This is a genomic window from Nonomuraea sp. NPDC049504 (assembly GCF_040676845.1).
GTDB classification, from domain to species: domain Bacteria; phylum Actinomycetota; class Actinomycetes; order Streptosporangiales; family Streptosporangiaceae; genus Nonomuraea; species Nonomuraea salmonea.
The window spans coordinates 15893-41667 of the sequence record NZ_JBFAPT010000036.1 but is presented as its reverse complement, the minus strand read 5'-3'; the positions used below and the strand labels follow the sequence as shown (position 1 = coordinate 41667).

At 72.4% G+C, this 25775-nt stretch carries 19 protein-coding genes; 16 read left to right on the top strand and 3 right to left on the bottom strand.

What is annotated here, in order from left to right; genetic code table 11:
* Positions 1–10: 10 nt before the first annotated feature.
* The 3 genes from AB0K28_RS44560 to AB0K28_RS44550 all read left to right on the top strand — a co-directional run bounded on the left by AB0K28_RS44560 (position 11) and on the right by AB0K28_RS44550 (position 3756).
* On the top strand, positions 11–904 hold the full coding sequence (locus AB0K28_RS44560; RefSeq protein ID WP_345385289.1) for an NmrA family NAD(P)-binding protein: 894 nt from the start codon (positions 11–13) through the stop codon (positions 902–904).
* 62 nt (positions 905–966) lie between these two features.
* Positions 967–1125 carry a hypothetical protein gene (locus AB0K28_RS44555; RefSeq protein WP_345385290.1) on the top strand — a complete coding sequence of 53 codons (159 nt, stop codon included), beginning with the start codon at positions 967–969 and terminating at the stop codon, positions 1123–1125.
* Between the two features lie 93 nt (positions 1126–1218).
* Positions 1219–3756: a polysaccharide lyase family 8 super-sandwich domain-containing protein gene (locus AB0K28_RS44550; protein ID WP_364382723.1), complete on the top strand. Its 2538-nt coding sequence runs from the start codon at positions 1219–1221 to the stop codon at positions 3754–3756.
* Here the strand turns inward: AB0K28_RS44550 and AB0K28_RS44545 are convergent.
* The gene (locus AB0K28_RS44545; RefSeq protein WP_364382720.1) at positions 3750–4616 is read right to left on the bottom strand and encodes an alpha/beta hydrolase; all 867 of its coding nucleotides are present in this window, start codon (positions 4614–4616) and stop codon (positions 3750–3752) included. The two genes, AB0K28_RS44550 and AB0K28_RS44545, sit on opposite strands and share 7 nt — an antisense overlap.
* An 85-nt stretch (positions 4617–4701) precedes the next feature.
* Between AB0K28_RS44545 and AB0K28_RS44540 the strand changes: the two genes are divergently transcribed.
* From AB0K28_RS44540 to AB0K28_RS44500, 9 genes are all read left to right on the top strand, one after another.
* A complete protein-coding gene (locus AB0K28_RS44540; protein ID WP_345385291.1) occupies positions 4702–5268 on the top strand; it encodes an ABATE domain-containing protein in 567 nt (188 codons plus the stop codon).
* A gap of 83 nt (positions 5269–5351) precedes the next feature.
* Complete coding sequence (locus AB0K28_RS44535) at positions 5352–6584, top strand: family 16 glycosylhydrolase (protein WP_364382717.1); 1233 nt, start codon at positions 5352–5354, stop codon at positions 6582–6584.
* A 203-nt stretch (positions 6585–6787) separates the two neighbouring features.
* Positions 6788–7825 (top strand): LacI family DNA-binding transcriptional regulator, encoded by a 1038-nt coding sequence (locus tag AB0K28_RS44530; protein WP_364382714.1) that lies wholly within the window; start codon positions 6788–6790, stop codon positions 7823–7825.
* A gap of 255 nt (positions 7826–8080) precedes the next feature.
* Complete coding sequence (locus tag AB0K28_RS44525) at positions 8081–10261, top strand: alpha-galactosidase (RefSeq protein WP_364382711.1); 2181 nt, start codon at positions 8081–8083, stop codon at positions 10259–10261.
* A 46-nt stretch (positions 10262–10307) separates the two neighbouring features.
* Positions 10308–11630 carry an ABC transporter substrate-binding protein gene (locus AB0K28_RS44520; RefSeq protein ID WP_364382708.1) on the top strand — a complete coding sequence of 441 codons (1323 nt, stop codon included), beginning with the start codon at positions 10308–10310 and terminating at the stop codon, positions 11628–11630.
* A gap of 19 nt (positions 11631–11649) precedes the next feature.
* A complete protein-coding gene (locus tag AB0K28_RS44515; RefSeq protein ID WP_364382705.1) occupies positions 11650–12567 on the top strand; it encodes a sugar ABC transporter permease in 918 nt (305 codons plus the stop codon).
* Positions 12564–13442, top strand: a complete 879-nt coding sequence (locus AB0K28_RS44510; protein ID WP_345385295.1) for a carbohydrate ABC transporter permease — start codon at positions 12564–12566, stop codon at positions 13440–13442. Before AB0K28_RS44515 ends, AB0K28_RS44510 begins: the two co-directional genes overlap by 4 nt.
* A 26-nt stretch (positions 13443–13468) precedes the next feature.
* Positions 13469–16060 (top strand): hypothetical protein, encoded by a 2592-nt coding sequence (locus AB0K28_RS44505; RefSeq protein WP_364382702.1) that lies wholly within the window; start codon positions 13469–13471, stop codon positions 16058–16060.
* A 180-nt stretch (positions 16061–16240) separates the two neighbouring features.
* Positions 16241–17548 (top strand): cytochrome P450, encoded by a 1308-nt coding sequence (locus AB0K28_RS44500; RefSeq protein WP_364382699.1) that lies wholly within the window; start codon positions 16241–16243, stop codon positions 17546–17548.
* A 4-nt stretch (positions 17549–17552) separates the two neighbouring features.
* Here the strand turns inward: AB0K28_RS44500 and AB0K28_RS44495 are convergent, their stop codons facing one another.
* Positions 17553–18122, bottom strand: a complete 570-nt coding sequence (locus AB0K28_RS44495) for an XRE family transcriptional regulator (RefSeq protein ID WP_345385298.1) — start codon at positions 18120–18122, stop codon at positions 17553–17555.
* Between the two features lie 70 nt (positions 18123–18192).
* Here AB0K28_RS44495 and AB0K28_RS44490 point away from each other — a divergent pair, with 70 nt between their 5' ends.
* The 4 genes from AB0K28_RS44490 (at position 18193) to AB0K28_RS44475 (ending at position 23721) form a co-directional block, all read left to right on the top strand.
* Positions 18193–19728 (top strand): MFS transporter, encoded by a 1536-nt coding sequence (locus AB0K28_RS44490; RefSeq protein WP_364382696.1) that lies wholly within the window; start codon positions 18193–18195, stop codon positions 19726–19728.
* A gap of 197 nt (positions 19729–19925) precedes the next feature.
* Entirely contained in the window at positions 19926–20666 is a 741-nt protein-coding gene (locus tag AB0K28_RS44485; RefSeq protein WP_364382693.1) for a hypothetical protein, read from the top strand.
* The gene (locus AB0K28_RS44480) at positions 20663–21571 is read left to right on the top strand and encodes a hypothetical protein (protein ID WP_364382690.1); all 909 of its coding nucleotides are present in this window, start codon (positions 20663–20665) and stop codon (positions 21569–21571) included. Before AB0K28_RS44485 ends, AB0K28_RS44480 begins: the two co-directional genes overlap by 4 nt.
* Complete coding sequence (locus AB0K28_RS44475; protein ID WP_364382687.1) at positions 21568–23721, top strand: hypothetical protein; 2154 nt, start codon at positions 21568–21570, stop codon at positions 23719–23721. Before AB0K28_RS44480 ends, AB0K28_RS44475 begins: the two co-directional genes overlap by 4 nt.
* Positions 23722–24836: 1115 nt before the next feature.
* On the opposite strand, the gene AB0K28_RS44470 is transcribed toward AB0K28_RS44475, so the two are convergent.
* Positions 24837–25763, bottom strand: coding sequence for a hypothetical protein (locus tag AB0K28_RS44470; RefSeq protein WP_364382684.1), 927 nt, complete (start codon positions 25761–25763; stop codon positions 24837–24839).
* Positions 25764–25775 lie beyond the last annotated feature (12 nt).

Below are 25775 nucleotides of genomic sequence, written 5' to 3'. Positions count from 1 at the left end.
AGAGACACGCATGTCCACCGTTTTCGTGGCAGGAGCGACCGGCACGCTCGGCCGCCTCGTCATCGCCAGCCTCCAGCGGCGCGGCGCCACGGTCCGCGCCCTCGTCAGGCCGGGCAACACCGAGGGCCGCAGGGCGCTCGGCCAGGACGTCGAGATCGTCGAAGGCGACATCCGCGACCCCGCCGACCGGCTCGCCCGCGCGCTGGAGGGCTCCGACGTGATCGTCTCCGCCGTCCAGGGCGGCGCGGACGTCATCATCGACGGCCAGGCCAACCTCCTGAGCGCGGCCGAGCGGGCCGGGGTCCCCCGGCTGATCCCGTCCGACTTCTCGCTGGCCATCGACCGGCTCGACCACGGCGACAACGACTTCGCCGACCTGCGCAAGAAGGCCGCCGAGTCGTTCGCGGGCAGCCCCGTGGCGACCACGTCGGTGCTCTGCGGCGCCTTCCTGGAGGTGCTCAACCAGCCCTTCTACAACTGGGTGGACTGGCGGGCAGGCACCTTCAGCTACTGGGGCGACGGCGACCAGCCGGTCGACTTCTCCACCATGACCGACACCGCCGAGTGGACGGCCGAGGCGGCGCTCGACCCGGCCACCGCCGGCCGCACGGTGCGGGTCGCGGGAGACGTGCTGACGGTGAAGGAGCTGCACCAGGCGATGGAGCGCGGCTCGGGCCGGCGGCTGCAGGCCCGCAGACTCGGCGGGGTCCGGGAGCTGAAGGCCGAGATCGACCGCCTCCAGGCCGACGGGGCCGACCCGTTCGCGTGGCTGCTGCTGCAGTACACCTGGGCCATGGTGAGCGGGAAGGGCAAGCTCGACCCGCTCGACAACCACCGCTACCCCGGCGTCCGCCCGACCGGCGCGGAGGAGTTCTTCCGCCAGGCCATGAGCCCCTCGGCCTAGGCTTGCGCACGACCGGTGCCCGGCGAGAGAGTGGCGTTGTGGATCGTACGGACATCTCCCGGATGAGAGCTGAGCGAGCGGTCCATCGCGCCCTCAGGCACAAGCGGCGGGTGAACAGGGCGCTGCGCCGGGCGTCGGTCGTGGCGGCCGCGATCGTGATCACCTTCATGGCGGTGCTCGCGATCGTCGTGACGGCCTTCGGCCTCCAGCACTGGTGGTGACGGGCGAGGCTCTTCCTGTGAAGCCGATCGGCGATCATGTACGGTGAGCCCCAGCCGTATCCCCCTAACGGCCTGGAGTAAGCAGTGCCGCACATGTCCCGCCGTCAGGTGCTCTCCCTCGTCCCCGCCGCCGGTCTGCTGGGCGTTGCCGCCCCGGCCCGCGCCGCCGTACCCGGTCCAGCCGCCGTGTCAGGAGCCGTGGCAGGAGCCGCGTCAGGAGCCGCGTCAGGAGCCGTGCAGGCCGTCGATCACGGCCGCCTGCTCGCCAACACCGTCGCCATCCTCGCCGGCACCCCCGAGGTCAACGCCCGTCCGGAGGTGGCGGGCAAGCTCACCGCCATCGTCAACGCCGCCAGGCAGCGGCTGACCGCCATGGACCAGGCGGGCGACGGCGAGCTGTTCGCCGGTCTGGCGCTCGGCGCCGACGACGTCAACCTCCGCCTGGCCTACCAGTACCTGTACGAGATCGCGCTGGCCACCCGCACCCCCGGCAGCGCGCTGGAGGGCGACGCCACCGCCGCGCGGCGCGCCGCCGACGGCCTGGCCTGGCTGCACGAGCGGTACTTCGGCGACCAGTCGGCCGGCTACTACGGCAACTGGCACAACTGGGAGATCGCCATCCCCACCCACGTCAGCAGGACCCTCGCCCTGCTGCCCGACGAGCTGCGCGGCGACCTCACCCCGCCCTACCTCGCCTCGATGGACGCCTACCTGCGCAACGGCAAGGACGGCGACGTCGATCTCGACTCCCGCTTCCACACCGGCGCGAACCTGGCCGACATCACCGCCAACCGCATCCTGCAGGGCGCGCTCACCGGCGACGACGCCCGGGTCGCCAAGGCGATCGCCGACCAGTCGACGGTCTTCGCCACGATCGACCCGTACGACCTGCGGCACGGCAACACCGACGGCTACTACGCCGACGGCTCCTTCATCCAGCACCACTCGGTCGCCTACACCGGCTCGTACGGCCGCGCCCTGCTGACCCGCGTGGTGCAGACGCTCAACATGCTCCAGGGCGCCACGACCGGCTTCGCCGACCTGCCGGCCGTGGTGTACCGGTGGATCAGCGACGGCTTCGCCCCGCTGATCTTCGAGGGCTGGATGATGGAGATCGTCAAGGGGCGCGCGGTCTCGCGTACCACCAGCGGCTACACCGACCTCAACGTGATCGTGGAGGCCATCGCCGACCTGGCCGAGCACGTCGATGACCCGCTGCCGCTGAAGAAGTACCTGCGGTTCCTGCCGGCCGCCGACACCACGACGTTCGTCTCGCCGGGCGGCATCGCCCGCTACGCCGCCGTACGCGCCGACGCGTCCGTCCCCGCCGCTGACCTCAACCCGGCCGCGCGGTCGGTGGCGTTCAACGCGATGGACCGCACTGTGCACCGCCGTCCCGGCTACGCGTTCGCGCTCGCGCGCAGCTCGGAGCGGATCAGCAAGTACGAGTACATGAGCGGCGAGAACCTCATGCCCTGGTTCCAGGGCGACGGCGCCTACTACCTCTACCTGACGGGCGAGGACCAGCGGGAGGTCTACGGGGTCGACTACTACACGACCGTGTCGCCGTACCGGCTGGCCGGGGTCACCGCGCCGGTGGAGGAGCGGCGGACGATCCCCGAGCTGTACGGGCGCCTGTGGTACGAGAACCCCGGCCACCCGCTGAACTTCACGTCCTCGTCGGAGTCGCAGAACACCTACGTGTACTTCCCGCGCGGCGAGAACGCCTTCTCCGGCGGGGCCACGCTCGGCGCGTACGGCGTGGCGGGCATGGTGCAGTCCGACGACGTGGCCTACACCGCCAAGCAGGAGGGCCTGCTGCCCGACGACTTCGTGGCCTACCGCAACGCGCGCGCCACCAAGTCGTGGTTCATGTTCGACGACGAGATCGTGGTGCTGGCGGCCGGCATCTCAGGGCAGGGCGGGCGCGACGTGGTGACCACCGTCGACAGCCGTATCGCCGCGCCGGGCGACGCGGTCGCGCTCACCGGCGAGCGCTGGGACGGGCGCGCCTGGCAGGCCGGCGGCGCGGCCACGCCCCTGCGGTGGCTGCGCTACGCCAACGGCACCCGGGGCACCTCCGTCGGTTACGCCTTCCTCGCCAGGCGGCCGGTCGCGGCGGGGCTGGAGACGGTCACCCGCAGCCGCAGGGTCGTCAGGACCGGCAACCCCGACACGGCCGTCACCAAGAACGTGTTCACCGCCACCGTCGCGGGCGACGACGCGCTGGCGTACGCGCTGGTCCCCCACGCCACCGAGGCCGCGCTGCGCCGCTACGCCCGCGGCCCGGTCAGCGTCGTGGCCAACACCCGCGACGTGCAGGCCGTCCGGCACGAGGGGCTCGGCATCACCGCCTGCACCGTCTTCGCGAAGGGGCCGCGCCTGGCCGGCCGCCTGCTCGTGGACGGCCCGGCCGCGCTCATCGTGCGGCAGTCGGGCAGGCGCACCGAGGTCGCCCTGTCCGACCCGACGATGCGGCGCGACCACGTCTCGGTGCTCGTGCCCGGCCGGCCGCTGCGGGTGTCGGAGGCCGGCGAGGGCGTCACCGTACGGCGCGTGCCGGGCGGCACCCTCGTCCGGGCGGCGACCCGGCACGCCTACGGCCGGACGTTCACCGCCATCCTTCACTGAGTGCGGTCCAGGAAGGCCGCCACGAGCGGGGCGATCTCCGCGACGTGGGTCTCCAGCGCGAAGTGCCCGGTGCCGAACAGGTGCAGCTCGGCATCGGGCAGGTCACGCAGGTACGCGCGGGCGCCCGCCTCGGTGAAGAACGGGTCGTGCTCGCCCCACACGATGAGGGCGGGCGGGGTGTGCTTGCGCAGCCATGCCTGCCAGCGGTCGTAGCTCTCGACGTTGGTGTGGTAGTCGAACAGCAGCGCCGCCTGGGCGTCCCTGCGGCCCGGCCGCTCCAGGAAGTGGTGGTCGAGCGTCCAGCCGTCCGGGGCCACCAGGGCCTGGTCGGGGACGCCGGTGACGTACTGGGCGCGGACGGCGTCCAGGGTCAGCTCGGCGCGCACGCGCTGCTCGGCGCCTGGCATGTCCGGGCGCTGTGAGAGCAGCTCGATCGCGGCGTCCGACAGGCCGTCCGCGTAGGCGTTGCCGTTCTGGACGATCAGGCCCGCGATCCATTCGGGATTGCGCTCGGCGACGCGGAAGCCGACCGGGGCGCCGAAGTCGAAGACGTACAGGGCGAAGCGGGTCAGGCCGAGCGCGCGGACGAAGCCCTCGGTGAGGTCGGCGAGCCGGTCGAAGGTGTACGTGTAGCCGGCCGGGGCCTCGGTGTGGCCGGAGCCCGGGTGGTCGGGGGCGATGAGCCGGTAGCGGGAGGCGAGCCGGTCGAACAGGCCGCGGTACTGGTGCGAGGCCGACGGGAAGCCGTGCAACAGCAGCAGGACGGGCGCGTCTGCGCGGTCCGGAAGGGACTCGCGGTAGAAGACGCGGACTCCTTCGACGTCGACGTGGCGGTGCGCGGTGCGGGCTGGTGCAGTCATTTCTAATGCCTTCCTTCGTAGCTGATGCATTAGATACAACCTGGCGCTTCCTAATGTGTCAAACCCGTCGGATACCATTAGGGACATGAGCGATCCCGGTCCCCTCGTCGGCGAGCCACTCGCGCTCGACCTCGTCAACACCCGCAACGCAGACGGCGACCACCTGGCCACGCCGCAGGCCCTGCGCGGGTGGCTGGACCTGGAGGCCGCGCGGTTCCCCGACGTCCGGGACCTCGCGGTCTCCGACGCCGGCCTCGCCGCCGTTCGCGAGGTGCGCGAGCACACGGCTCGGGCGCTGGAGTGCGTACGGCGGGGCGAGCAGCCGCCCCAGGAGGCCCTCGACGCGCTCAACCGCGCCCAGCGCGCCGCGCCCGCCATCAGCGAGCTGGCCTGGGACGGCGCCGCGGCGACCGCCACCCGGCGGCGCGCCGGCTCGGCGGCCGACCGGCTGGCGGCCTGGCTCGCCGAGGCGGCGGCCGAGCTGCTGGCCGACCCGGCGGTGACCACCGTCCGCGCGTGCGAGGCGGACGACTGCGTGACGCTGTTCCTGCCCGCGCACCCCCGCCGGCGCTGGTGCGCCGCCGCCCGCTGCGGCAACCGGGTGCGCGTCGCCCGCCATTACCAGCGGCAGAAATCCGTTGGGGAAAAGTGAGAGAGCGCTCTCTTGACAGGAGCACTCACCTTGTCGGAAGGTTTCCGTAAACTCACACCCATGGATCCGATGAGGTAACCCACTTGGCACGCACCCCCCGTTCCAAAACGCTGCTCGCCATCGGTACCGCCCTCGCCGCGATCGCCGCTCTGGTCGCTCCCATGACCGGCACCGCGAGCGCCGCACCCGCTCCAGGCCCGCTCGTCTGGTCCGACGAGTTCGACGGCCCCGCCGGCAGCGCCGTCGACTCCTCGAAGTGGCGCTTCGACATCGGTGGTGGCGGCTGGGGCAACAACGAGCACCAGTACTACACCGACAGCACCCGCAACGCCGCCAAGGACGGCAACGGCAACCTGGTGATCACCGCCCGCCGCGAGAACCCGGCCAACTACCAGTGCCACTACGGCACCTGCCAGTACACCTCCGCCCGCCTGCTCACCGCCGCCACCTTCACCCGCACGTACGGGCGGTTCGAGGCGCGCATGAAACTGCCGCGCGGGCAGGGCATCTGGCCGGCCTTCTGGATGCTCGGCGGCACGTCGGGCTGGCCGGACAACGGCGAGATCGACATCATGGAGAACATCGGCCGCGAGCCGAACACCGTCCACGGCACCATCCACGGCCCCGGCTACAGCGGGGGCGGCGGCATCGGCGCCGGCTACACGATCGGCGCCCCGTTCGCCGACGCCTTCCACACCTTCGCCGTCGACTGGTCGCCGAACCTCATCGTCTGGTACGTGGACGGCGTCGAATTCCAGCGCCGCACCCCCGCCGACCTGGGCGGCAACCGCTGGGTCTTCGACCACCCGTTCTTCATGATCATGAACGTGGCGGTCGGCGGCAACTGGCCCGGCTACCCCGACGGCAGCACCACGTTCCCGCAGACCCTGACCGTGGACTACGTCCGCGTCTACGCCCCGCCGACCACGGGCGGCGGCGGCCAGATCACCGGCATCGGCGGCAAGTGCGTCGACGTGGCCGGCGCCGCCACCGCCAACGGCACCCCCGTCCAGCTCTGGGACTGCAACGGCACCGGCGCCCAGAGCTGGAGCTGGAACGGCGACGGCTCGGTCCGCGCGCTCGGCAAGTGCATGGACGTGACCGCCGGCTCCACCGCGAACGGCGCGAAGGTGCAGCTCTACGACTGCAACGGCACCGGCGCGCAACGCTGGACCTACAACTCCGGCACCGGCCAGATCGTCAACCCGCAGTCGGGCAAGTGCCTCGACGCGACCGACGTCAGCTCAGCGAACGGCACCCGCCTGCAGATCTGGGACTGCTCCGGCGGCACCAACCAACGCTGGACCCGCACCTGACCCTTCACCCCGACCCGCCTGCCATTCCCTCCGCCCGCCGAAACACCGTTTCGGCGGGCGTCGGTCCTTACCCGGCCGCAATCAATTCCCGTTCGCGTTGCGGGAGAGCGCGTTCTCCGTCGAGACGGCTGCCGCGCGGAAAGGGCGTTCGTGCGGGGACCGGGCCGGGTTGGGGGCGGATGATCAGGTCATACGATGGGGAGGTGGCTCCGACTTCCCCGCGCGCGTCCCGTGACGCCGCCGTACCCAGCATCAGGGACGTCGCCGCAGCGGCGGGAGTGTCGTACCAGACGGTCTCACGGGTGCTCAACGACTCGCCCAGGGTGCGCCCCGAGACCCGCGCCACCGTCCTCGCCGCCATCGAGCAGCTCGGCTTCCGCCCCAGCCGCACGGCCCGCGCGCTGAGCCTCGGCCGGGCGCGCGGCATCACCGTGGTCACCTCCGACACCGTCCTCTACGGCTACGCCGCCACCCTCCAGGGCATCGAGGAGGCGGCCCGCACGGCCGGGATGTCCGTGGGCGTGCGGGTCGTGGAGTCGGCGGAGCCGGCCGAGGTGCGGCAGGCCGTCGAATACGTCAGCGACGCCAGCGCCGGGGCCGTGGTGGTGATCGCCTTCGACACGACCGGCGTCACGGTGCTGGAGGCGCTGCCGGCCCACGTACCGGCCGTGGCGGTGGCCGAGCCGGCCGCGCCCGACCGTGGCAGGGTCGCGATCGCGCTGGACGAGCGGGGCGCCGCGGCCGACGCCACCCGGCACCTGCTCGACCTGGGCCACCGCACGGTGCACCACGTGGCGATCCCGTCCGAGGGCGGTCAGGGCGGCCGCCTGGCCGGCTGGCGCGACGCCCTGCACGCCGCCGGGGCCGCCGTCCCCGAGGTGCTGGGCTGCGGGTGGGACATCGCCTCCGCGTACGCGGCCGGGCGCGAGCTCGCCGCCGACCCGCAGGTCACGGCCATCCTGTGCGGCAACGACGACATCGCGCAGGGGGTGCGGCGGGCGCTGTACGACGCCGGCAAGGACGTGCCGGGTCACGTCAGCATCGTCGGCTTCGACGACATCCCCGGCGCCGCCTACTGGACGCCGGCGCTGACCACCGTACGCATGGACTTCCCAGGGCTCGGCCGCGCCTGCTTCGACGCCGCCATGGCCGAGCTCTCCGGCCACCCCCAGCCGACCCCTCGCCTGGTCCCCCCGGCCCTGATGATCCGCGAATCCACCGCCCCGCCCCCGGCCACCTGACGCGGCCTCCCCCGAAACACGCCCTCGGCCACCTGACGCGGGCTCACTCCGAACACTCCCCACTCCCGGCCCCTCCGCCGCGAGCCCGCTCGAACACGCCGCCACCGGCCGTCAGAGGCGGGCTCGCTCGAAACACGCAGGTAACGATCCGGCAAAGGAGGCTTTCGCCGGAGGCGTGTGACCGTTCACACTGGCGGGCATGTGACCGGTCACATCACGGCCGGCTCCGTGGAGTGCGCGAAAGAGAGAGCTTGCATGCCTGCTGATGTCGTGGAGACCCTGCGCTGGGGCCATTCGGGGCTCGCGCTCGCGCTGGAGATCCATCCGGATCGCCCGGTGACGCTGCGCGAGCTGTCGCCTGGCCAGGCGGCGGCGCCCCCGCGGACGTCCCAGCCCGTCGTGGAGGTGCTGGTGCCGGGCGAGGGCCGGGCGCGCGCCTCGCAGCGGCTGTCGGAGACGGCGGTGGGCCTCAGGCTGCGGTACGCGGGCGCGGACCGCTCGTCGCACGACGGCCGGCACCAGCTGCGGGTGCGGCTGCGGGACGAGGCGTCGGAGCTGGGCGCCGAGCTGCTGCTGGAGTCGTACGACGGTGTGCCCGCGGTGCGGGCGTCGGTCCGGGTGACGAACCTGGGCACGGCCCCGGTGCCGCTGCTGGCGGTGACCTCGTTCGCGGCCGGCTTCCACGGCGGTCCGGCGAGCGACCTCGACGTCCTGTACGCCGACAGCGCCTGGCTTGGCGAGAGCCGCTGGACCCGGCGCCCGCTCGCCGACCACCTGCCCGACCTGGGCCTGGAGGGGCACGGCCATGGCCGGGGCGCGTTCGCGCTGACCAGTTCCGGCACGTGGTCGAGCGGCCGGTACGTCCCGATGGGCGGCCTGTCGGAGCGCGGCTCCGGCCGTACGTGGCTGTGGCAGATCGAGCACAACGGCCCCTGGCGCTGGGAGGTCGGCGACCGGCTGGACGGCGTCTACGCCGCCCTGTCCGGCCCCACCGACCTCGACCACCAGTGGAGTCACCCGCTGGCGCCCGGCGAGTCGTTCACCACGGTGCCGGTCTCGGTCGCGGTGTCGGCCGACGGCCTGACGGGCGCGGCGGCGGCGCTGACCGCGCACCGGCGCGCGTCGCGGCGTCCGCATCCGGACCGGGAGCGACTGCCGGTCGTGTTCAACGACTACATGAACACGCTGATGGGCGACCCGACGACGGACAAGCTGCTGCCGCTGGTGGACGCCGCCGCCGCGGCGGGCGCCGAGGTGTTCTGCGTGGACGCCGGCTGGTACGACGACGGCGGCGACTGGTGGGACAGCGTCGGCGAGTGGCGTCCGTCGAGCACCCGGTTCCCCGGCGGCATCGAGGAGGTGCTGGCCCGCATCGCCGAGCGCGGCATGACGGCCGGGCTGTGGCTGGAGCCCGAGGTGATCGGGGTGCGCAGCCCGATGGCCGGGAAGCTGCCGGACGAGGCGTTCCTGCGGCGCGGCGGCGTACGGGTGGCCGAGCACGGCCGCCACCACCTCGACCTGCGCCATCCGGCCGCCGTCGCGCACCTGGACCAGGTGGTGGACCGGCTGGTCACGGAGCTGGGAGTGGGCTACTTCAAGCTCGACTACAACATCAACCCGGGCGCGGGCACCGACGTGGACGCGCCCAGCGCCGGCGCCGGGCTGCTCGCGCACAACCGGGCTCACCTGGCCTGGCTGGAGTCGGTCCTCGACCGCCATCCGCACCTGGTGCTGGAGAACTGCGCGTCCGGCGCGATGCGGATGGACTACGCGATGCTCTCGCGCCTGCAGCTGCAGTCGACCAGCGACCAGCAGGACTTCCTGCGTTACCCGCCGATCGCGGCCGCCGCTCCCCTGTCGGTGCTGCCCGAGCAGGCGGCCAACTGGGCGTACCCGCAGCCGGACATGACGGAGGAGGAGGTGGTGTTCGCGATGTGCACCGGGATTCTCGGCCGCCTCTATCTGTCGGGCAACCTGCACCTCATGGACGAGCGCCGGCTCGCCCTGGTCAGGGAGGGCGTGGCGGTGCACGGACGGCTGCGCCCGGTGCTGCCGCGCGCGACCGCGTGCTGGCCGCTCGGCCTGCCCGGCTGGGACGACCCCTGGCTGGCCTTCGGCCTCCGCGACACCGCCCATCCCGACAACGCCCGCTCGACCGGCGCCGCCTCAAGCGCCGCCGCCCCGGCCCACACCGCCCCGGCCGACGGCTCCTCGGCCGGCGACCTTTACCTGACCGTCTGGCGGCGGCCGGGGGCGCCGGACAGTGCCGTGCTCTCCCTCCCCCACCTGCGCGACCGCGACCTGGACGCCACGGTCGCCTACCCGGAGGCGGCCGAGGGCTGGCGGCTCGCCTGGGATCCGGGGGCCGCCGAGCTGACCGTCACGGCGGACGTACCGCCGCCCACCGCCCGCATCCTGCACCTCCGCCCCCGCTAGTCCCCCAGAACCGGCCGACAGCGTGACGAGACCGAAGGACGTTATCGTGCGAACCGCCCCCCGTACCGCGATCATGGTCGCGGCAGCCGCCCTCCTGGCGCTCACCGCCTGCAGCGATCCCGCCGCCGGGCCGGCGGCCACCGCCGGGGCCGCCCCGGCCACCTGGCCCGACCCGAGTGCCCGCCTGGACGGGGTGACGCTCACCATCTGGGCCGCCCAGAACAGCACCACCGTCCCCAAGGCGGTCACCGACGCCTTCTCCCAGGCCACCGGGGCCAAGGTGGAGGTCGTCACCGTCCCCGACCCGTACGAGCAGGGCGTGCAGACCAAGGTCGCCACGGGCGACAAGCCGGACCTGGCGTTCTGGCAGCCGACGGCGTCGATGCTGACCGCGCTGAACGCCCGCGCCAACCTGCAGCCGCTGGACGGCGCCCCATGGATCGAGAGGCTCTCGCCCGAGCTGCGCGACATCACCGGGATCCTGGACAGGACGCGGTACGCGGCGCTCATCACCAGCCCCGCCGTCGAGGGCGTCTACTACAACAAGGAGGTCTTCGCGGCCAACGGCGTCAAGGAGCCGCCGAAGACGTTCGACGAGATGGTGGAGCTGGCCCGCACGCTCAAGGGCAAGGGCGTCACCCCGTTCTTCGAGATGGCCGGCGACAAGTGGGCCACCCAGTGGTGGGTGCAGGTCCAGCTCGCCGACGCCGCCAGGGACGGTCTGTGGGAGCGGATCAACACCGGCAAGGAGACGTTCGAGGACAAGACGGTCCTGGACGCGATCAAGACCTACAAGAGGCTGATCGACGAGGGGCTGTTCAACGCCGACATCAAGACGGCGACGTTCGAGGACCAGGGCGAGGCGCTGCTGTCGGGCAAGGCGGCGATGGCGGTGCAGGTCAACTCGTTCTTCGGGCAGCTCCAGGCCAAGGCGGACACGGCCGAGCTGGATGAGAAGATCGGCTTCTTCCCGATCTCGCCGTCCGGCAACGTGGGCACGTCGATCCCCGACCAGTCGAACGCGCTGGTGGCCTTCCGCACCGGTGACGAGAAGCGGGAGGCGGCGGCGCGGCAGTTGCTGGCGTACTGGATGGGGCCGGGTTACGGCACGTTCGTCGCCGACCGCAAGACCGTGTCGCTGCGTCCTGACGTGCCGACGCCCGACAGGGTGCCGCAGGCGCTGAAGGACGTGCACGCCTCGCTCGGCGAGTCGGTGGGGTCGATGCAGTCGCTCGCGGTCGCGAACCCCGACCTTTATCTCAACCTGGCCGACATGATCACCGGCAGCCTGACGCCCGAGCAGGTGGCGGCCGCCACCCAGAAGCAGTTCGCGCAGCTCGCCAAGGCCGCCGGCGCGCCCGGCTTCTGACCTGGGAGCAGCAGTGCTCATGACCAGAGAGCGGTCCGCCCAGGAGACGCGCCGCCCGCCCGCCGGGGCGGGCAGGAACCGCACGCACCCGATGTGGTTCCTCGTCCCGGCCTTCGCGATCCTGTTCGTCTTCTTCTTCCTGCCGACCCTGTTCAACTTCGTCTACGCGTTCACGGACTGGTCGAGCTTCAAGAGCGAGATCCGGCCCGTGGGTCTGGACAACTTCGCCGCGCTGCTGTCGGACGGCACGCTGTTCGGCGCGCTGCGCGTCACCCTGATCTACGCGGTGCTGGTGGCGGTGTTCCAGAACCTGTTCGGCTTCGGCCTGGCGGTGCTGCTGGAGCGGGACACCTGGCTCAACAGGGCGGCGAGGGTGGTGTTCGTCATCCCGGTGCTGATGTCCGCGCTGGCGGTCGGCTACCTCTTCCAGGCCCTGCTCAAGCCCGACGGCAGCCTCAACGGGCTGCTGTCGGCGCTGACCGCGCAGCAGGTGGAGGTCGCCTGGCTGGGCAGCACCACGTGGACGCTGGTGCTGGCCGCCGTCATCCACGCCTGGAAGTGGATGGGCCTGTCGATGCTCATCTACCTGGCCGGGCTGAAGTCGGTGCCCGAGGACGTCGCGGAGGCGGCCCGCATGGACGGGGCCTCGCCGTGGCAGGCGTTCTGGGCGGTGCGCTTCCCGTTGCTGGCGCCGGCGATCACGTTCAACGTGGCCACCGCGCTGCTCGGCTCGATGAACGGCTTCGACATCGTGCAGGCGCTCACCGGCGGCGGCCCGGCCCGCAGCACCGAGATCCTCAACATCTTCATCTACCGCACCTTCGGTCAGGGCCTGTTCGCGCAGGCCACGACCATGAGCCTGGTGCTGTTCCTGATGGTGACGCTGCTGGCCTTCCCGGTGATCCGCATCCTGCGCAAGAGGGAGGAGATCCTGTGACGGCGCCTGTCTTCGGCGGTCCAGCCCGCGCGCGTGCCGCCCGCCCGCCGCTCTCGCGGGGCCTGGCCGCGCGGCTGCGTCCCGTCGCGGTCGTCGTGCTCGTCCTGCTCGTGATGGGCGTGCCGCTGTGGCTGGTCGTGGTGACGGCGGGCAAGTCGCAGGCCGAGGCGCTCTCGCCGGACCTGTCCCTGCCGTCGAGCTGGCACCTGTGGGAGAACCTGGCCCAGGTCTGGGAGCAGGGCGAGGTGCCGAAGGCGTTCGTCGGCAGCGTGCTGGTGGTGGCGCCGTCGGTGGCGCTGGTGCTGGCGCTGGGGTCGATGGCGTCGTGGATCCTCGCCCGCCGCGCCTCGCGGCTCGTCGCCGTGCTGTACGCGCTGGCCATCAGCGGCATCGTGCTGCCGCCCGCCGTGGTGACGATCGTGCTGCTGCTGCGCCAGCTCGGCCTGGCGGGCAGCCTGGTCGGGATGGTCGGGGTCTACGTCGGCATCTACCTGTCCACGGTGATCTTCTTCGTGACGGGCTTCGTGCGTACGGTGCCGCTGTCGCTGGAGGAGGCCGCCCGCATGGACGGCGCGGGCCCGCTGCGGGTGTTCTTCTCCGTCATCCTGCCGTTGCTGCGCCCGGTGCTGGCCACCGCGACCATCCTCATCTGCCTGTACGTCTGGAACGACGTCTTCTACGCCTTCTTCGTCGTCGGCGGCCGGCTGGACACGCTGCCGCTCAACCTGTTCCAGGTGGCCAACGCCGGGCTGTACCTCAGCAACTGGCACCTGATCTTCGCCTACATCATCCTCATGAGCCTGCCGCTGCTGGTCGTGTTCGCCGTCGCCCAGCGCAGGATCATCTCCGGCATCACCGGCGGTGCCGTCAAGTAGCCCCCCTTTTCACAGGAGGTTGTCCCATGCCCAGACACCGGTTAGGACGGCAGGCCCTCGCGTCCGCCGTCGCCTTTGTGACGCTGGCCGCGCTGACGTCGGCGCCCGCCACGGCGGCGGGGCCTGACGTGGTCGCCGTGGACTTCGCGCAGCGCACCGGCCCCGTGCACGGCGGCGCTACCGGCGGTCTCTACGCGCTGTCCGACCCCGGCGTGCCGGGCGACAGCCTGGTGGCCGGCGCGCGTCCGCGTACGGTCGCGCAGAAGGCCCCGGACGGCGAGCAGCACCCCAACGGCGACGCGCTGACCGTCGCCGACGGGTTCTTCGCCGCCGGCGGCGACGAGGTCGTCATCTACATGCAGGACGTCTACAGCCGCTGGCCGTACCAGGACCTCGGCATCGAGGACTACCTGGCCAAGGTCGAGACGATGGTGCGCAAGGTCGTCCGCGAGCGGCCCCGCGACAAGGACAGGTTCGTCTGGGTGCCGTTCAACGAGCCCGACTGGATCTGGTACGAGGACTGGGCCACTCAGAGGGAGCGCTTCTTCTCCGACTGGAAGGCGGTGTTCGAGCGCATCCGCTCGATCGACCCGGATGCCCGCATCGTCGGCCCCAACGAGGCGTTCTACCGTCCGGAGCGGCTGCGCGACTTCCTCACCTGGGCCAAGGAGACGCCCTGCGCCGGGCAGGACGACTGCCTGCCGGACATCATGGCCTGGCACGAGCTGCAGCGCGAGCGGCTCGCCGACTACCGCTCGCACTACGAGCACTACCGCGCGATGGAGCGCGAGCTCGGCATCGGCCCGCTGCCCATCAACATCGACGAGTACGGCAACCGCCGCGACATGTCGGTGCCCGGCCAGATGATCCAGTGGATCTCCCTGTTCGAGGACACCAAGGTGGACGCCGACATGGCGTACTGGACGTACGCCGGCAACCTCGGCGACCACGCGGTGCGCACCCGGCAGGCGAACGGCGGCTGGTGGCTGCTCAAGTGGTACGCGGACCTGACCGGCCAGACCGTCAAGGTGACCCCGCCGCGCCTGAACGCCGCCGACACCGTGCAGGCGGTCGCGGCGCTCGACGAGTCCGCGCGGCGCGGCACGATCCTGGTCGGCGGCGGCGCCGCGCCGGTCAGGCTGGACGTGTCCGGGCTCGACCGCCGCGTCTTCGGGGACCGGGTGGACGTCGTGGTTTCGAAGACGACCTGGACCGGGTACGAGGGCGACGCGGCCGAGCCGCCGGTCGTCGCCGCGACGCGGGCCGAGGTGTCGGGCGGCGCGATCACGGTGGACGTGCCGGGCGGTGACGTGATGGCGGCGTACCGGGTGACGGTCGTGCCATCGAGCGGCCCCGCGCCCGCCGCGGACGCGCCGTGGTCGGTGTCGGTGGAGGCCGAGTCGGCCACGCTCACGGCCGCCCGCGTCTTCGACCAGGACACGACGGCCGACCCGCAGCTGTACGCCACGTCCGGCAAGCGCGACGTCGGCGGCATGAACCAGGACGATTCCGCGGTGACGTTCCCGGTCACGGTGCCCCGCGACGGGCGTTACCGGCTGGGCGTCTACCAGGGCACGAACAAGGCGCCTGGACGGCACGCGCTCTTCGTGGACGGCAAGCTCGACCGGATCGTCCAGTATTCGGCGGACCTCGGGTGGACCTACCGGGGCAGGACCGACGTCGAGATCGAGCTGAAGGCGGGCACGCACGAGCTGTCGCTGCGCACGAGCACCGGCGACGGGACGCGGCTGCCGGGCAGTGACGTGACGCTCGACAGGTTCGACCTGACGGAGGTGCGCGGGCCGCATCGGGCGGTCCACGGGGCCGACGAGGCGCGGCTGTCCGGCGGCGCGCGGATCACCAGGGGCGGCAAGGGGCCGGCCGTGGTGCTCGGCGGCAAGGCGCGGGCGACGTACTTCGTGGCCGCACGTGCGGACGGCTACCACGACCTGACCTTCTCCTACCACGCCGGCGGGCGTGGTGACCTGCGGGTCTCCGTGGACGGCCGGGAGATCCCCGGCCTGCGCGCGACGCGGCCCGGTGAGGGCGCGTCGCGGGCGCGGGTCTACCTGCCTGCCGGGATCTCCAAGGTCGAGGTGGGCGGCCCGGCCCGGCTGGAGCTGCGCGCGCTGACCACGGTCAGGGCCACCGCGTCGGACGGGACCGTGCACCGGGTGGAGGCCGAGCGGGCGCCGCTCGGCGGGGCCGCGAAGACGGTGACCGTCCCCGGGACGAGCGCGTCCAACGCCTCGGGCGGCGCGTACGTCACCGACCTGGGCGGCGCCTCCGCCGGCACCCTCACCCTGGCCCGCCCCGACGGCTTCGGCCCCGGCGCGTACGTGCTGGTCGTCCACTACGCCAACGCCGACAGGAACACCGGACACCCCTACAACACGGATGTGATCAGCCGGCACCTCGACATCGCGGAAGCAGGGGGCACGACGACACGCGGCGTGTTCCGTCACAACTACGCCTGGGACGAGTTCTGGCCCCAGGCCACCCCGCTCACCCTCAAGACGGGTGACGGAGCACTGACCATCGGCAACGCCACCGCCCCGGGCCCGAACGTGGACCGCCTGGAGCTGGCCCGCCTGGTGGCCGAGGTCTCCAACCGCTGAGTCGGCAGCGGGAAAGCGCGCGCCGGGGCCCTCGGGCTCCGGCGCGCCCGGCGTTCTGGGGGTCATAATGCAGGCGGGGGCCGGTCCGCCGGGGGGCGGGCTCCACCGCGGCTCGGGAGCGTCCTCCCCAGCAGGCGGCGCACCACCGTCCGCACACCCGCCGACCAGGAGCCCGCCATCATGCCATCGCCATCACCCACCGACCCGTTCGCACACGAACGCGTCCACGGTTTGACCGTCGCCGAGGCGGGGCGGGTGCTGGCGACGCCCGCCGCGTACGCCGATGAGGGGCTGCTGCACGCGGCGCTCGCGCTGCTGCGGCGGGAGGCGCCCGTCCACTATGTGCAGGCTGACGGCTATAACCCGTTCTGGGCGGTCACCAGGCATGACGACGTGCAGGCCGTCGAACGTGACCACACGCTCTGGCTCAACGCGCCGCGTCCCGTGCTGCGCAGTGCCGCGCTCGACGCGGCCCTGCAGGAGCGGCGCGCGCAGGGCAAGGCGCTGGCCAGTCTCGTGCACCTCGACGAGCCCGAGCACCGGCCGCTGCGGGCGATCGCCGCCGACTGGTTCCGTCCGAAGGCCATGCGGGCGCTGCAGGACCGGGTGCGGGAGCTGGCCCGCAGGCACGTCGATCTCATGGCCGAGCACGGCTCCACCTGCGACTTCGCCCGGCAGATCGCCGCGCCCTACCCCCTGTACGCGATCCTCGCCCTGCTCGGCCTGCCCGAGTCCGACTATCCGCTGATGCTGCGGCTCACCCAGCAGCTGTTCGGCCACGACGACCGCGACAAGGGGAGCCCGGCGGCGGGCACGCCGGGCGCGCACATGGGCGCCCTGGAGGAGCTGTTCGCGTACTTCCACGACCTGACCGCGGCCCGCCGCGCGCGGCCGACCGGTGACCTGGCCTCCTGCGTCGCGGGCGCGCGCATCGACGGCCGCCTGCTCGACGACACCACGATCGCCTCCTACTACATCCTCATCGCCACCGCCGGCCACGACACCACCAGCTCCACCGTCGCGGGCGGGCTGGAGGCGCTCATCCGCCACCCCGATCAGCTCGGCCTGCTGCGCCGCGACCCCGGCCTGCTGCCCACGGCCGTGGAGGAGATGATCCGCTGGGTGAGCCCGGTCACGTCGTTCATGCGCACGGCCCGCGCCGACACCCACGTACGCGGTGTCCCGATCGCGGCGGGCGAGTCGGTGCTGCTGTCGTACCCGTCGGCCAACAGGGACGAGGACGTCTTCGACGAGCCGTTCCGCTTCGACGTCGCCCGCGACCCGAACCGGCACCTGGCCTTCGGCACCGGCGTGCACTACTGCCTGGGGGCGGCGCTGGCGAGGATGGAGGTGGCGGCGCTGTTCGCCGAGCTGCTGCCCCGGCTGGAGAGCGTCGAGCTGGACGGCGAGCCGGCGTGGACGGCGACGACGTTCGTCGGCGGCCTGAAGCGCCTGCCGATCCGTTACCGCCTGACGCCCGCCTCGTAGGGGCTCAGGTCTCCTGGGCTGGGCGGTGGCCGCGGCGGGCGTCGCGGTCGAAGATGCCGAGGATCTCGCAGGGCCGCCCCTCGGCGCCGATGGCGTGCGGGAGCATCGTGGGGAACTCGGCCGCCTGGTTCGTCTCGACGCGCAGCCGCCGGTTGCCGAGCAGGAGCACGGCGGTGCCGGACAGGACGACCAGCCATTCGCGGCCGGGGTGGGCGCGCATGCGCGCGGGGTTGTCGGGGGGCGGCTCGGTGATGCGCTGGCGTACGACGCTCAGGCCGGGGTCGGCCTTGACCGGCCAGCGCATCAGCTGGTGGGGAGCGTCGATCATGGGGTTGCTGATGACGTCGTCGCCGGCGGTCTCGACGAGCTGGTCGAGCGAGGTGTCGAGGGCGCGGGCGAGGGTGACGAGGCTGTCGAGCGCGAGGCGGCGCTGACCGTTCTCGATGCGGCTGAGCGTGGACTGGCTGAGCTTGGCGCGGGCGGCCAGCTCCTCCAGTGACCAGCCCTGGGCGACGCGCAGGGCGCGGATCCTCTTGCGTACCAGGCTGTCGAGGTCGTCATCGTCTTGCGTCATGGGCAACAGCTTATGCGTCAGCGGCAAGTCGCGGCTACGTTCGCAGGACCACCTGCGAAAGGACCCTTTCATGAGCACGTACGAGCCGCGCCGGTTGCGCGCGATCCTCGTGGCCGTCTGCGTCGCGCTGATGGCGGTGATCGCCTCGGTGTCCGGCCTGAACGTCGCCCAGCCCGAGCTGGCCGTCGAGCTGGACGCCGCGCAGAGCACGATCCTGTGGATCATCAACGTCTACACCCTCACCCTGGCCGCGCTGCTGCTGCCGCTCGGTGCGATCGGCGACCGCTGGGGCCGCAGGCGCATGCTGATCGCCGGGCTGGCCGTCTTCGGGGTGGCGAGCGCGGCTGCGGCGCTGGCCCCGACGGCGGAGGTGCTGCTGGCCGCCCGCCTGGCGAGCGGCGTCGGCGCCGCGATGATCATGCCGATCACGCTCGCCGTCATCACCTCCACCTTCCCGGCCCAGGAGCGCGGCCGGGCGATCGGCGTGTGGACGGGCGTCGCGGGCGGCGGCGGCATCCTCGGCATGTTCCTGTCGGCCGCCCTGGTGGACGTCGCGACCTGGCGGTGGTCGTTCGTCCTGCCGCTGGCCCTGGTCGTGGTGGCGCTGGTCATGACCGTGCGGTCGGTGCCCGACTCGCGCGAGCGTCACGGGCACCGCTTCGACGGGGTGGGCGCGGTGGCCTCCGTCGTGGCCGTGGCGGGGCTGATCTTCGCGCTCCAGGAGGGTCCCGTACGCGGCTGGGCGGCGCCCGAGATCCTGGCCGCGCTCGCCGCCGGTCTCGTGGCGGCGGCCGGGTTCGTCGCGTGGGAGCTGCGCCGGCGGGAGGCGTCGCTGCTGGACGTGCGGCTGTTCAGGGAGCGCGGCCTGGCGGGAGGGTCGGTCACGCTGCTGGCGGTGTTCGGCGTCCAGGCGGGGATCTTCGTGGTGCTCTTCCCGTTCCTGCAGGCGGTGCTCGGCTGGACGGCGCTGCTGTCCACGGTGGCGCTGATGCCCATGGCGGTGCTGATGATGCTCAGCTCGGGGCTGGCGGCGCGGCTGGCCGCGCGGGTGGGGCCGCGGGCGACCATGGCCACCGGGATCCTGCTGGCCGGGGCCGGGCTGGCGCTGATGGCCTCGATCGTCTCCGTTCCCGGCGGTTACCTGTCCGTGCTGCCCGGCATGCTGGCGATGGGCGCCGGCATGGGGCTGTCGATGACGCCCGCCACCGAGGCCATCACCGCCGCGCTGCCACGGGAGCGGCAGGGTGTCGCGTCCGCGCTCAACGACGTGACCCGCGAGTTCGGCACCGCGCTCGGGGTCGCGCTGCTCGGCGCGCTGCTGTCGGCCGGCTACCGCGACGCGGTCGGCGCGCGGCTGTCCGGTGTGCCCGAGGAGGTGGCCGGGCTGGCGCGCGAGGGCGTCGCGACCGCGGTCGACGCGGCGGGACCGTACGCGGACACAGTGGTCCTGGCGGCCAGGGAGTCGTTCGTGGCGGGCTGGCAGCAGGCGATGTGGGCGGGCGTCGCGGTGATGGCCGTGCTGTTCGTGTACGTGCTCGCCCGCGGTCCCCAGCGGCCCGCCGTGCCCGGGGACGACAGGGAGCCCGCCACCGCCACCGCGTCCTGACCGCCGGGAAAGGCGCCATTTCCCGCTCGCGCCTTCCGCCCGGTGCGAAAAGTCGCGGTCACCGGCTCCTCGTCCGTATTCCGCCTTCCGGCGAGCGGGTTTCCTGTGCTGTCATATGACGAGCTTGTGACCACCGCGCACTAACGCTGGAGGGGCCGGTTATCGTGGCAATTACCGGCGAGGCGAGGAATCCTGGTATGCGACGTTTGTGGGTGTTCGGCTGGTTACTCCTCCTCGGCGCACCCATAGCACTGACCGCATGTTCGCATTCCGCCCCGCCGTTGCGCGACGACCAGATCGTCCAGTGCCTTTCCCCCTCCCGGCAGCCCGAGCTGGCCGCCGCGGCGGCGGCGCTCGACGACCGGCTGAGCGCCGCCCAGGGCCGCGTCGTCACCCCCACCGCCACCCTCGACCCGAGCCGGTGGGCGAAGGAGAACCGCGCCGCGTTCACCCGGGCCTGCCAGGCGATGACGTACGTCGCCCCGCCCAAACCGGCCGACGGCCCGTTACCGACCGTGGTGTCCGTCCTGCTGCCGGTGCTGGCCGGCGGGCTGGTGGCGCTCGTCTCCACGGAGTGGCGCAACGCCTCGACGGTGGCCGTCAAGCACGCCGACGACCTGGGCGACGCCGCCGACGCCTTCCTCGTGACGGCCCGCGAATACCGGGCCTCCCGGCAGGCGGGCAGGACACCGCAGGCCGGGCCGTACGAGGAGGCGTACGAGAAGCTCGCCGCCCAGCTCGCCAGGGTGAGCAGGTTCCGTCCCGGCTGGCGCCAGGTGCCCGAGGCCCGGCGCCTGCTCACCGAGCGGCTCACCCGCGAGCAGGCCCACGACGGCGACATCGAGCCGGCCCTGACCACCCTGTCGGAGCGGCTGGCGGGCTTCGACAGGGCGCTGCGCCGGCCGTGGCGGCCCCATCCGGGGGTGCGGCGCGCATGACCAACCCCATCCACCCGCCGAGCCCCGACGGCTCCCCCTACACGGGGCCGCTGCTCTTCTTCGACGAGCGGGTGGACCACCTGCCGTTGTTCGCGTTCATCGACGGCATGCACGACCTGCTGTACGAGCGCTTCGACACCGCCGTCACCAAGGACCGGGTCGCCGCCCGCGGCCACCTGATCCTGGTGCACGGCCCGCGCGGGGTCGGCAAGAGCACGTTCATCCAGCGCTGCGCCCACCTGCTGGCCCGCGAGCGGGAGATCGAGCGGGTCTGCGTCGCCGACTACAGCCAGTCGACCGGCCACGAGGACTGCACCGAGTTCGCCGAGATGGCGCTGTGGCTGGCCCGGCAGATGACCGTACTCCTGGAGGAGGAGGAATGGACCCTCCACGAGGATGTGGAATCGCTGCGGGAGGCGACCGATGATCCGTATGTGGCGTTCGGCCGGATCAGGGACGTCCTGAACGAACGCGGCGGCGTGGCCGTCGTCCTCCTCCCGCAGCACCTGCAGCTCAAGTGGGTGCGCAACTTCCAGGAGCTGGCGCGCAGGCGGATGGTCTTCTTCGCCGAGTCCTTGACGGACGACCCCGGCAAGCTCGCCGGTCAGTTCGGCAGGCACCCCACCTGCCATACAATTTTCCTGCCGGTCGGCCTTTTGGACGGCGGGGGATGCGACATCCGCGAAATTCTGGTCAAACGTCGAGTCTCCCTGGGGGACGCGGAAATGCACGAGCTCTCCGAAGCGGTACGCCCCTTCAAGACACCCAGTCAGGCGCTCGAACAGCTGGCCCTTTTCTTCGAGGATTATGGCCATAGGGACATAACTCCCGCGAAACTCAAGGCGTTCGGCGAGAAGATCGTGATGCGCCTTCTCACCCGGTTGGAGAAAGACAAGAAGTCATGAAGGGCAGCCAAGGACCGCACGAGCCCGAGGTCCCCGTCACCTACACGCTGCGCCTTGGCGACGACGCCGACCCCACCGCGATCACCGTGGTCACCCCGGCCTTCGACAGCGCCCACCGGTTCGTCGACGGCTACCTGTCGACGGGCGGCGGCGAGCTCGGCGAGTCGGGCCGGGCCCTGGCCCTGATCGGCGACCTGGGGTCGGGCAAGACCCATCTGGCCACGTCGGTGCTGCACCGCATCGCGCGCAGCCACGAGGACGCCGTCATACTCAAGCTCGACACGCCCCACTCCGAGTTCGGCTACCTGTTCCGCAACATCCTGCTGGAGCAGTTCGGCCGCGAGCGGCTGCACGACCTGGTCATCGACTACTACGGCCGGGTGACCGCCGAGCAGATCGGCGAGGAGCAGGCGGGGCCCGAGCTGGCCGGCGAGATCAGGTCGCGGCTGCGCGACGGCACGCTCGACCCGCGCAAGGTGGTCGAGCACTTCCACCTGGCCAAGCGGGCGCTGCAGGAGGAGCTGCGCCACATGCTGCGGCACCTGACCGAGCACTCGGTGTGGGCGACGGCGCTGGCTCTCATGGTGATGGACGAGCTGACCGACGCGGTCTGGGAGTGGCTGGGCGGCGCGCCGCCCAGCCCCGAGCTGCGGGCCAGGGGCGTGCACCGCCAGCTCGTCACCTCCGCCGACGCCTACCACACGCTGTCGGTGCTGGTCTATCTCGGCGGCCGGATGCGCCGCCGCATGGTCCTGGTGATCGACGAGTTCGAGAAGCTGCTCGGGGGCGAGGGCCAGGCCAGGGAGGACGCGATCAACTCGCTCGAAGAGCTGGTCAAGGTGTTCATCGACGCCAGGGGGCTGCTGGTCTACTGCGGGCCCACCGACAGCCTGCCGCTGGTCAGCCGGGGCACGCTGCAACGCACCCGGGTCATCACGCCCTCGCCGTTCGACCGCGAGGAGGCGATCGAGCTCGTCGGCAAGCGCGGCGACGAGGTGAGCGGGCCGGTCGCCGAGGCGCTGGTGCAGATGACCGACGGCAACCCGCGCGAGATCCTCTCGCTGTTCCGGCGGGCGCAGGCGATCGTCGAGCCGACCGGCAGGCCGGTGACCACCGCCACGATCAGGGAGGCCGTCAGGCAGCGCCACGAGTTCGAGCAGTGGGAGGTGAGCACCACCGTGCGGCGCATCCTGGAGGAGAGCGGGCTCGACTTCCGCACCGGCGTGGTGCTCGCCGCCGACACCGACCCGATCGACTTCTGGGTCCGCTACGCCGACGGCCGGGCCGCGGTCGCCGTGCTCGTCACCAGGTCACTGCTCAGCGCGGGCGACGACGCCCAGCTGGAGCGCAGGGTGGCGGCGGCGCGGGCCAGCCAGGTGCCGTGCGAGCTGATCGCGGTCGTCAACGGCCACCTCACCACGTCGATGCGGGCCGGCGTGTCCAGCCTGCTCGGCCGCCAGCCTCTGCTGTTCAACGTCCAGGACTTCGGCGGGCGCTTCAGGCAGACGCTGGAGGTCGCGCTCAACCGGCTGGCCGCCTCGGCCGAGGAGAACGTCCTGGAGGGGCTGCGCCGCCGGATGGACCGGCTGAGCAGGCAGCAGAGCGCCACCCAGAACATGATCGACCAGCTCCACGAGACGGTCGCCGGGCTCAGGTCGGCCCCGCCGTCCGGCGCCGCCGAGCCCGACCTGAGCGTGCTGCCGCCGGCCGTGGCCGAGCAGTTCCAGCGGGCGGGCGCGCTCACCGAGGCCACCGGCGAGCTCGACCGGCTGCTGCACGACGTCTTCGACAACCCGGCGGGCAGCGAGCACAGCCTGCGCGCCAGGCGCCGGCTGGCCTCGCGTGACCTGATGGAGGCGGCCGGCGCGGCGATGGTGCGGCGGCTGCTGGTGCGGGCGTTCCAGGAGCGGGTGGCGCAGTTCCTGGCCGGCACGCCTGCGGGGCGGCTGAGCCCAGGCCAGGAGGAGGAGCTGCAGGCGATCTGCCGCACGTTCGAGGTGACCGTGCAGTCGCTGCCGTCGGCGCCGCTCAGCGCGGCGGCTCCCCAACGGGGTCCTGCGCATCCGCCACGGCCGGACGAATGCTCCCAGGTGCTGGACGAGCTGGGGCGTCGGGTGCTGAACGGAGTGGTCTCCGCAGTCCGCCCGTGAGCACGCGCTGCCAGCCGGTGTTGGCGGCCACGTGCAGCACGTTGACCACGAGCACGGCCGGCGCGATCACCGCCACCGCCTGCGGATAGGCCGGGGCCAGGGCAAGTGCCAGCAGGATCGCGGTGATGCCGTTCTGCTGGCCGAGCGCGAGACTCACCCGGTCGCGCACCGGCAGGCCGCGGGTGATCAGCAGGCCGCCGACCACGGCCTGCGCCGCGAACGCCGCCACGCCCAGCACCAGCGCCATGACCGGCTCGATGCCGGCGACCAGCAGCGTGCCCATCGCGAACGTGGCCAGGTAGAAGGCGCCGGTGAGCGCGCCGTCCAGCAGCCTGCCCAGCTCGGGGCGGAAGAACAGCCCGATGAGGGCCATCCCGAGGACGAGGAACTGCGCCGTGGCGACCGCCAGCAACGCGATGAGCAGCAGCAGCGAGCCGGTACGCACCATGCCGGGCCGCACCCGGTGACCGGCCCCCCAGCGCCTGGTCAGCAGGACGGCGGCCAGAACCGCGCCGGCGAAGACCAGGTTGAGCCCCAGGTTCGTCAGGTAGCCGGCGTAGCCCCCGCCCGTCGTGCCCAGCACGAGCGAGGACAGGTAGACGGTCAGCAGGGCGGTGATCGGGTCGTCGAAGGAGGCCCAGGCCAGCAGCAGGGACTTGGCGCGCGGCGACATGCGGGCCCGGCCGATCAGCGCGCCCACCGACAGCGGGTCGATCTGGGCCACCGCGAGTGCCAGCAGGATGACCGCGGGATGGCCGAAGAACAGCCACATCACGCCCGCGATCAGCGCCGTCTTCAGCAGCACGCCCACGGTGACGGCGATGACGACCGTCCTGACATCGCCGGAGGCCGACTCCTTGTCGATGCCGTGCACGCTGCCGTACAGGCCGACGCAGAGCAGCGCCGTCACGCCGTACAGGAAGATCGGGTGGCCGCTCGGGCTGCCGAGGCCCAGAGCGGCGACGGCCCAGCCGGCCAGCGCCACGCCGACGCCCTTCGCCAGCCGGTCGGCGGCAGGGTCGGTCAGCAACGGGCGCACGGCCCCTCCTCACAGTGGCTGTCAAGGACGACGATAAGCCCCTGCCGATCATCGGGCCATGAGCGGGGCCGCCACATCAGCCCGTCCCCAGCAGCTCCGACAGTCTGGCCAGCCCTTCACGCAGCCGGTTCTCGGCGACGAACACCTCCGGCTGGAACACCGTGAGCCCGACCGCGAACCCCCGGGCGCCGGGCAGCGGGTAGACGTAGATCGCGCCGGAGACGACGTCGAGGACCAGCCGCGTGATCGGCGCCTCCGACAGCTGCCGCAGCGAGTACGCCAGCTCCGGCAGGTCGGAGCGGAGCCGGGCGGCGAAGTCCTGGTACAGCTTACGGGCGCCCTCGCCGCCCTCGGCGCCGCCGAACCAGGGCGCGAGCGCCGGGCTGTCGATGACGTCGGCCGCGCACAGGAAGCGCCAGTCGCGGTAGACGGCCACGTAGTGCAGGTCGTTGACGTCCACGAGCGAGCCGAGGCAGCTCACCAGGTCGGCGACCAGTGTGGGGTCGGCCGCCTCGCCCGCCGTCGTCCTGAGCACCGCCGGCTCGATGCCGGGCGTCTCGCGCGGGCTGCGCCGCCCGCCGGGCAGCTGGTCGGCCTGCAGGTAGACCTCGGTCCTGATGCGGCTGACGAGCCGGGCGACCTGCTCGTCCATCTCCTCGGCGGCGGCGAGGTCGCGGGTCATGCCGATGAGGAACTCCTCCTCGAAGACGTGCCCGCACTGCACGGCCGCGTCCTCGGTCATGACGAACGTCCGCATCAGCTCGCCGGTGCCGAAGTCGCGGACCAGGCCGTCGAGGCGGACGTTCTCGGTGACGAGCTGGCGGAAGGCCCGCTCGAGCGACCTGCGCTCCTCGTCGTCGCCCTCGGCGATCGTGAACACGTGGAAGCCGCGGTCGTAGAAGGCGAGCACCTCGATGTCCGGCAGGCCGGGCAGCGCCTCTTCGCAGAGCGTGACCAGTCGTTCGTGCCCGATGTGGGCGAAGGGCGAGCGAGTCGTCCTCAAGTCCGCCTCCCG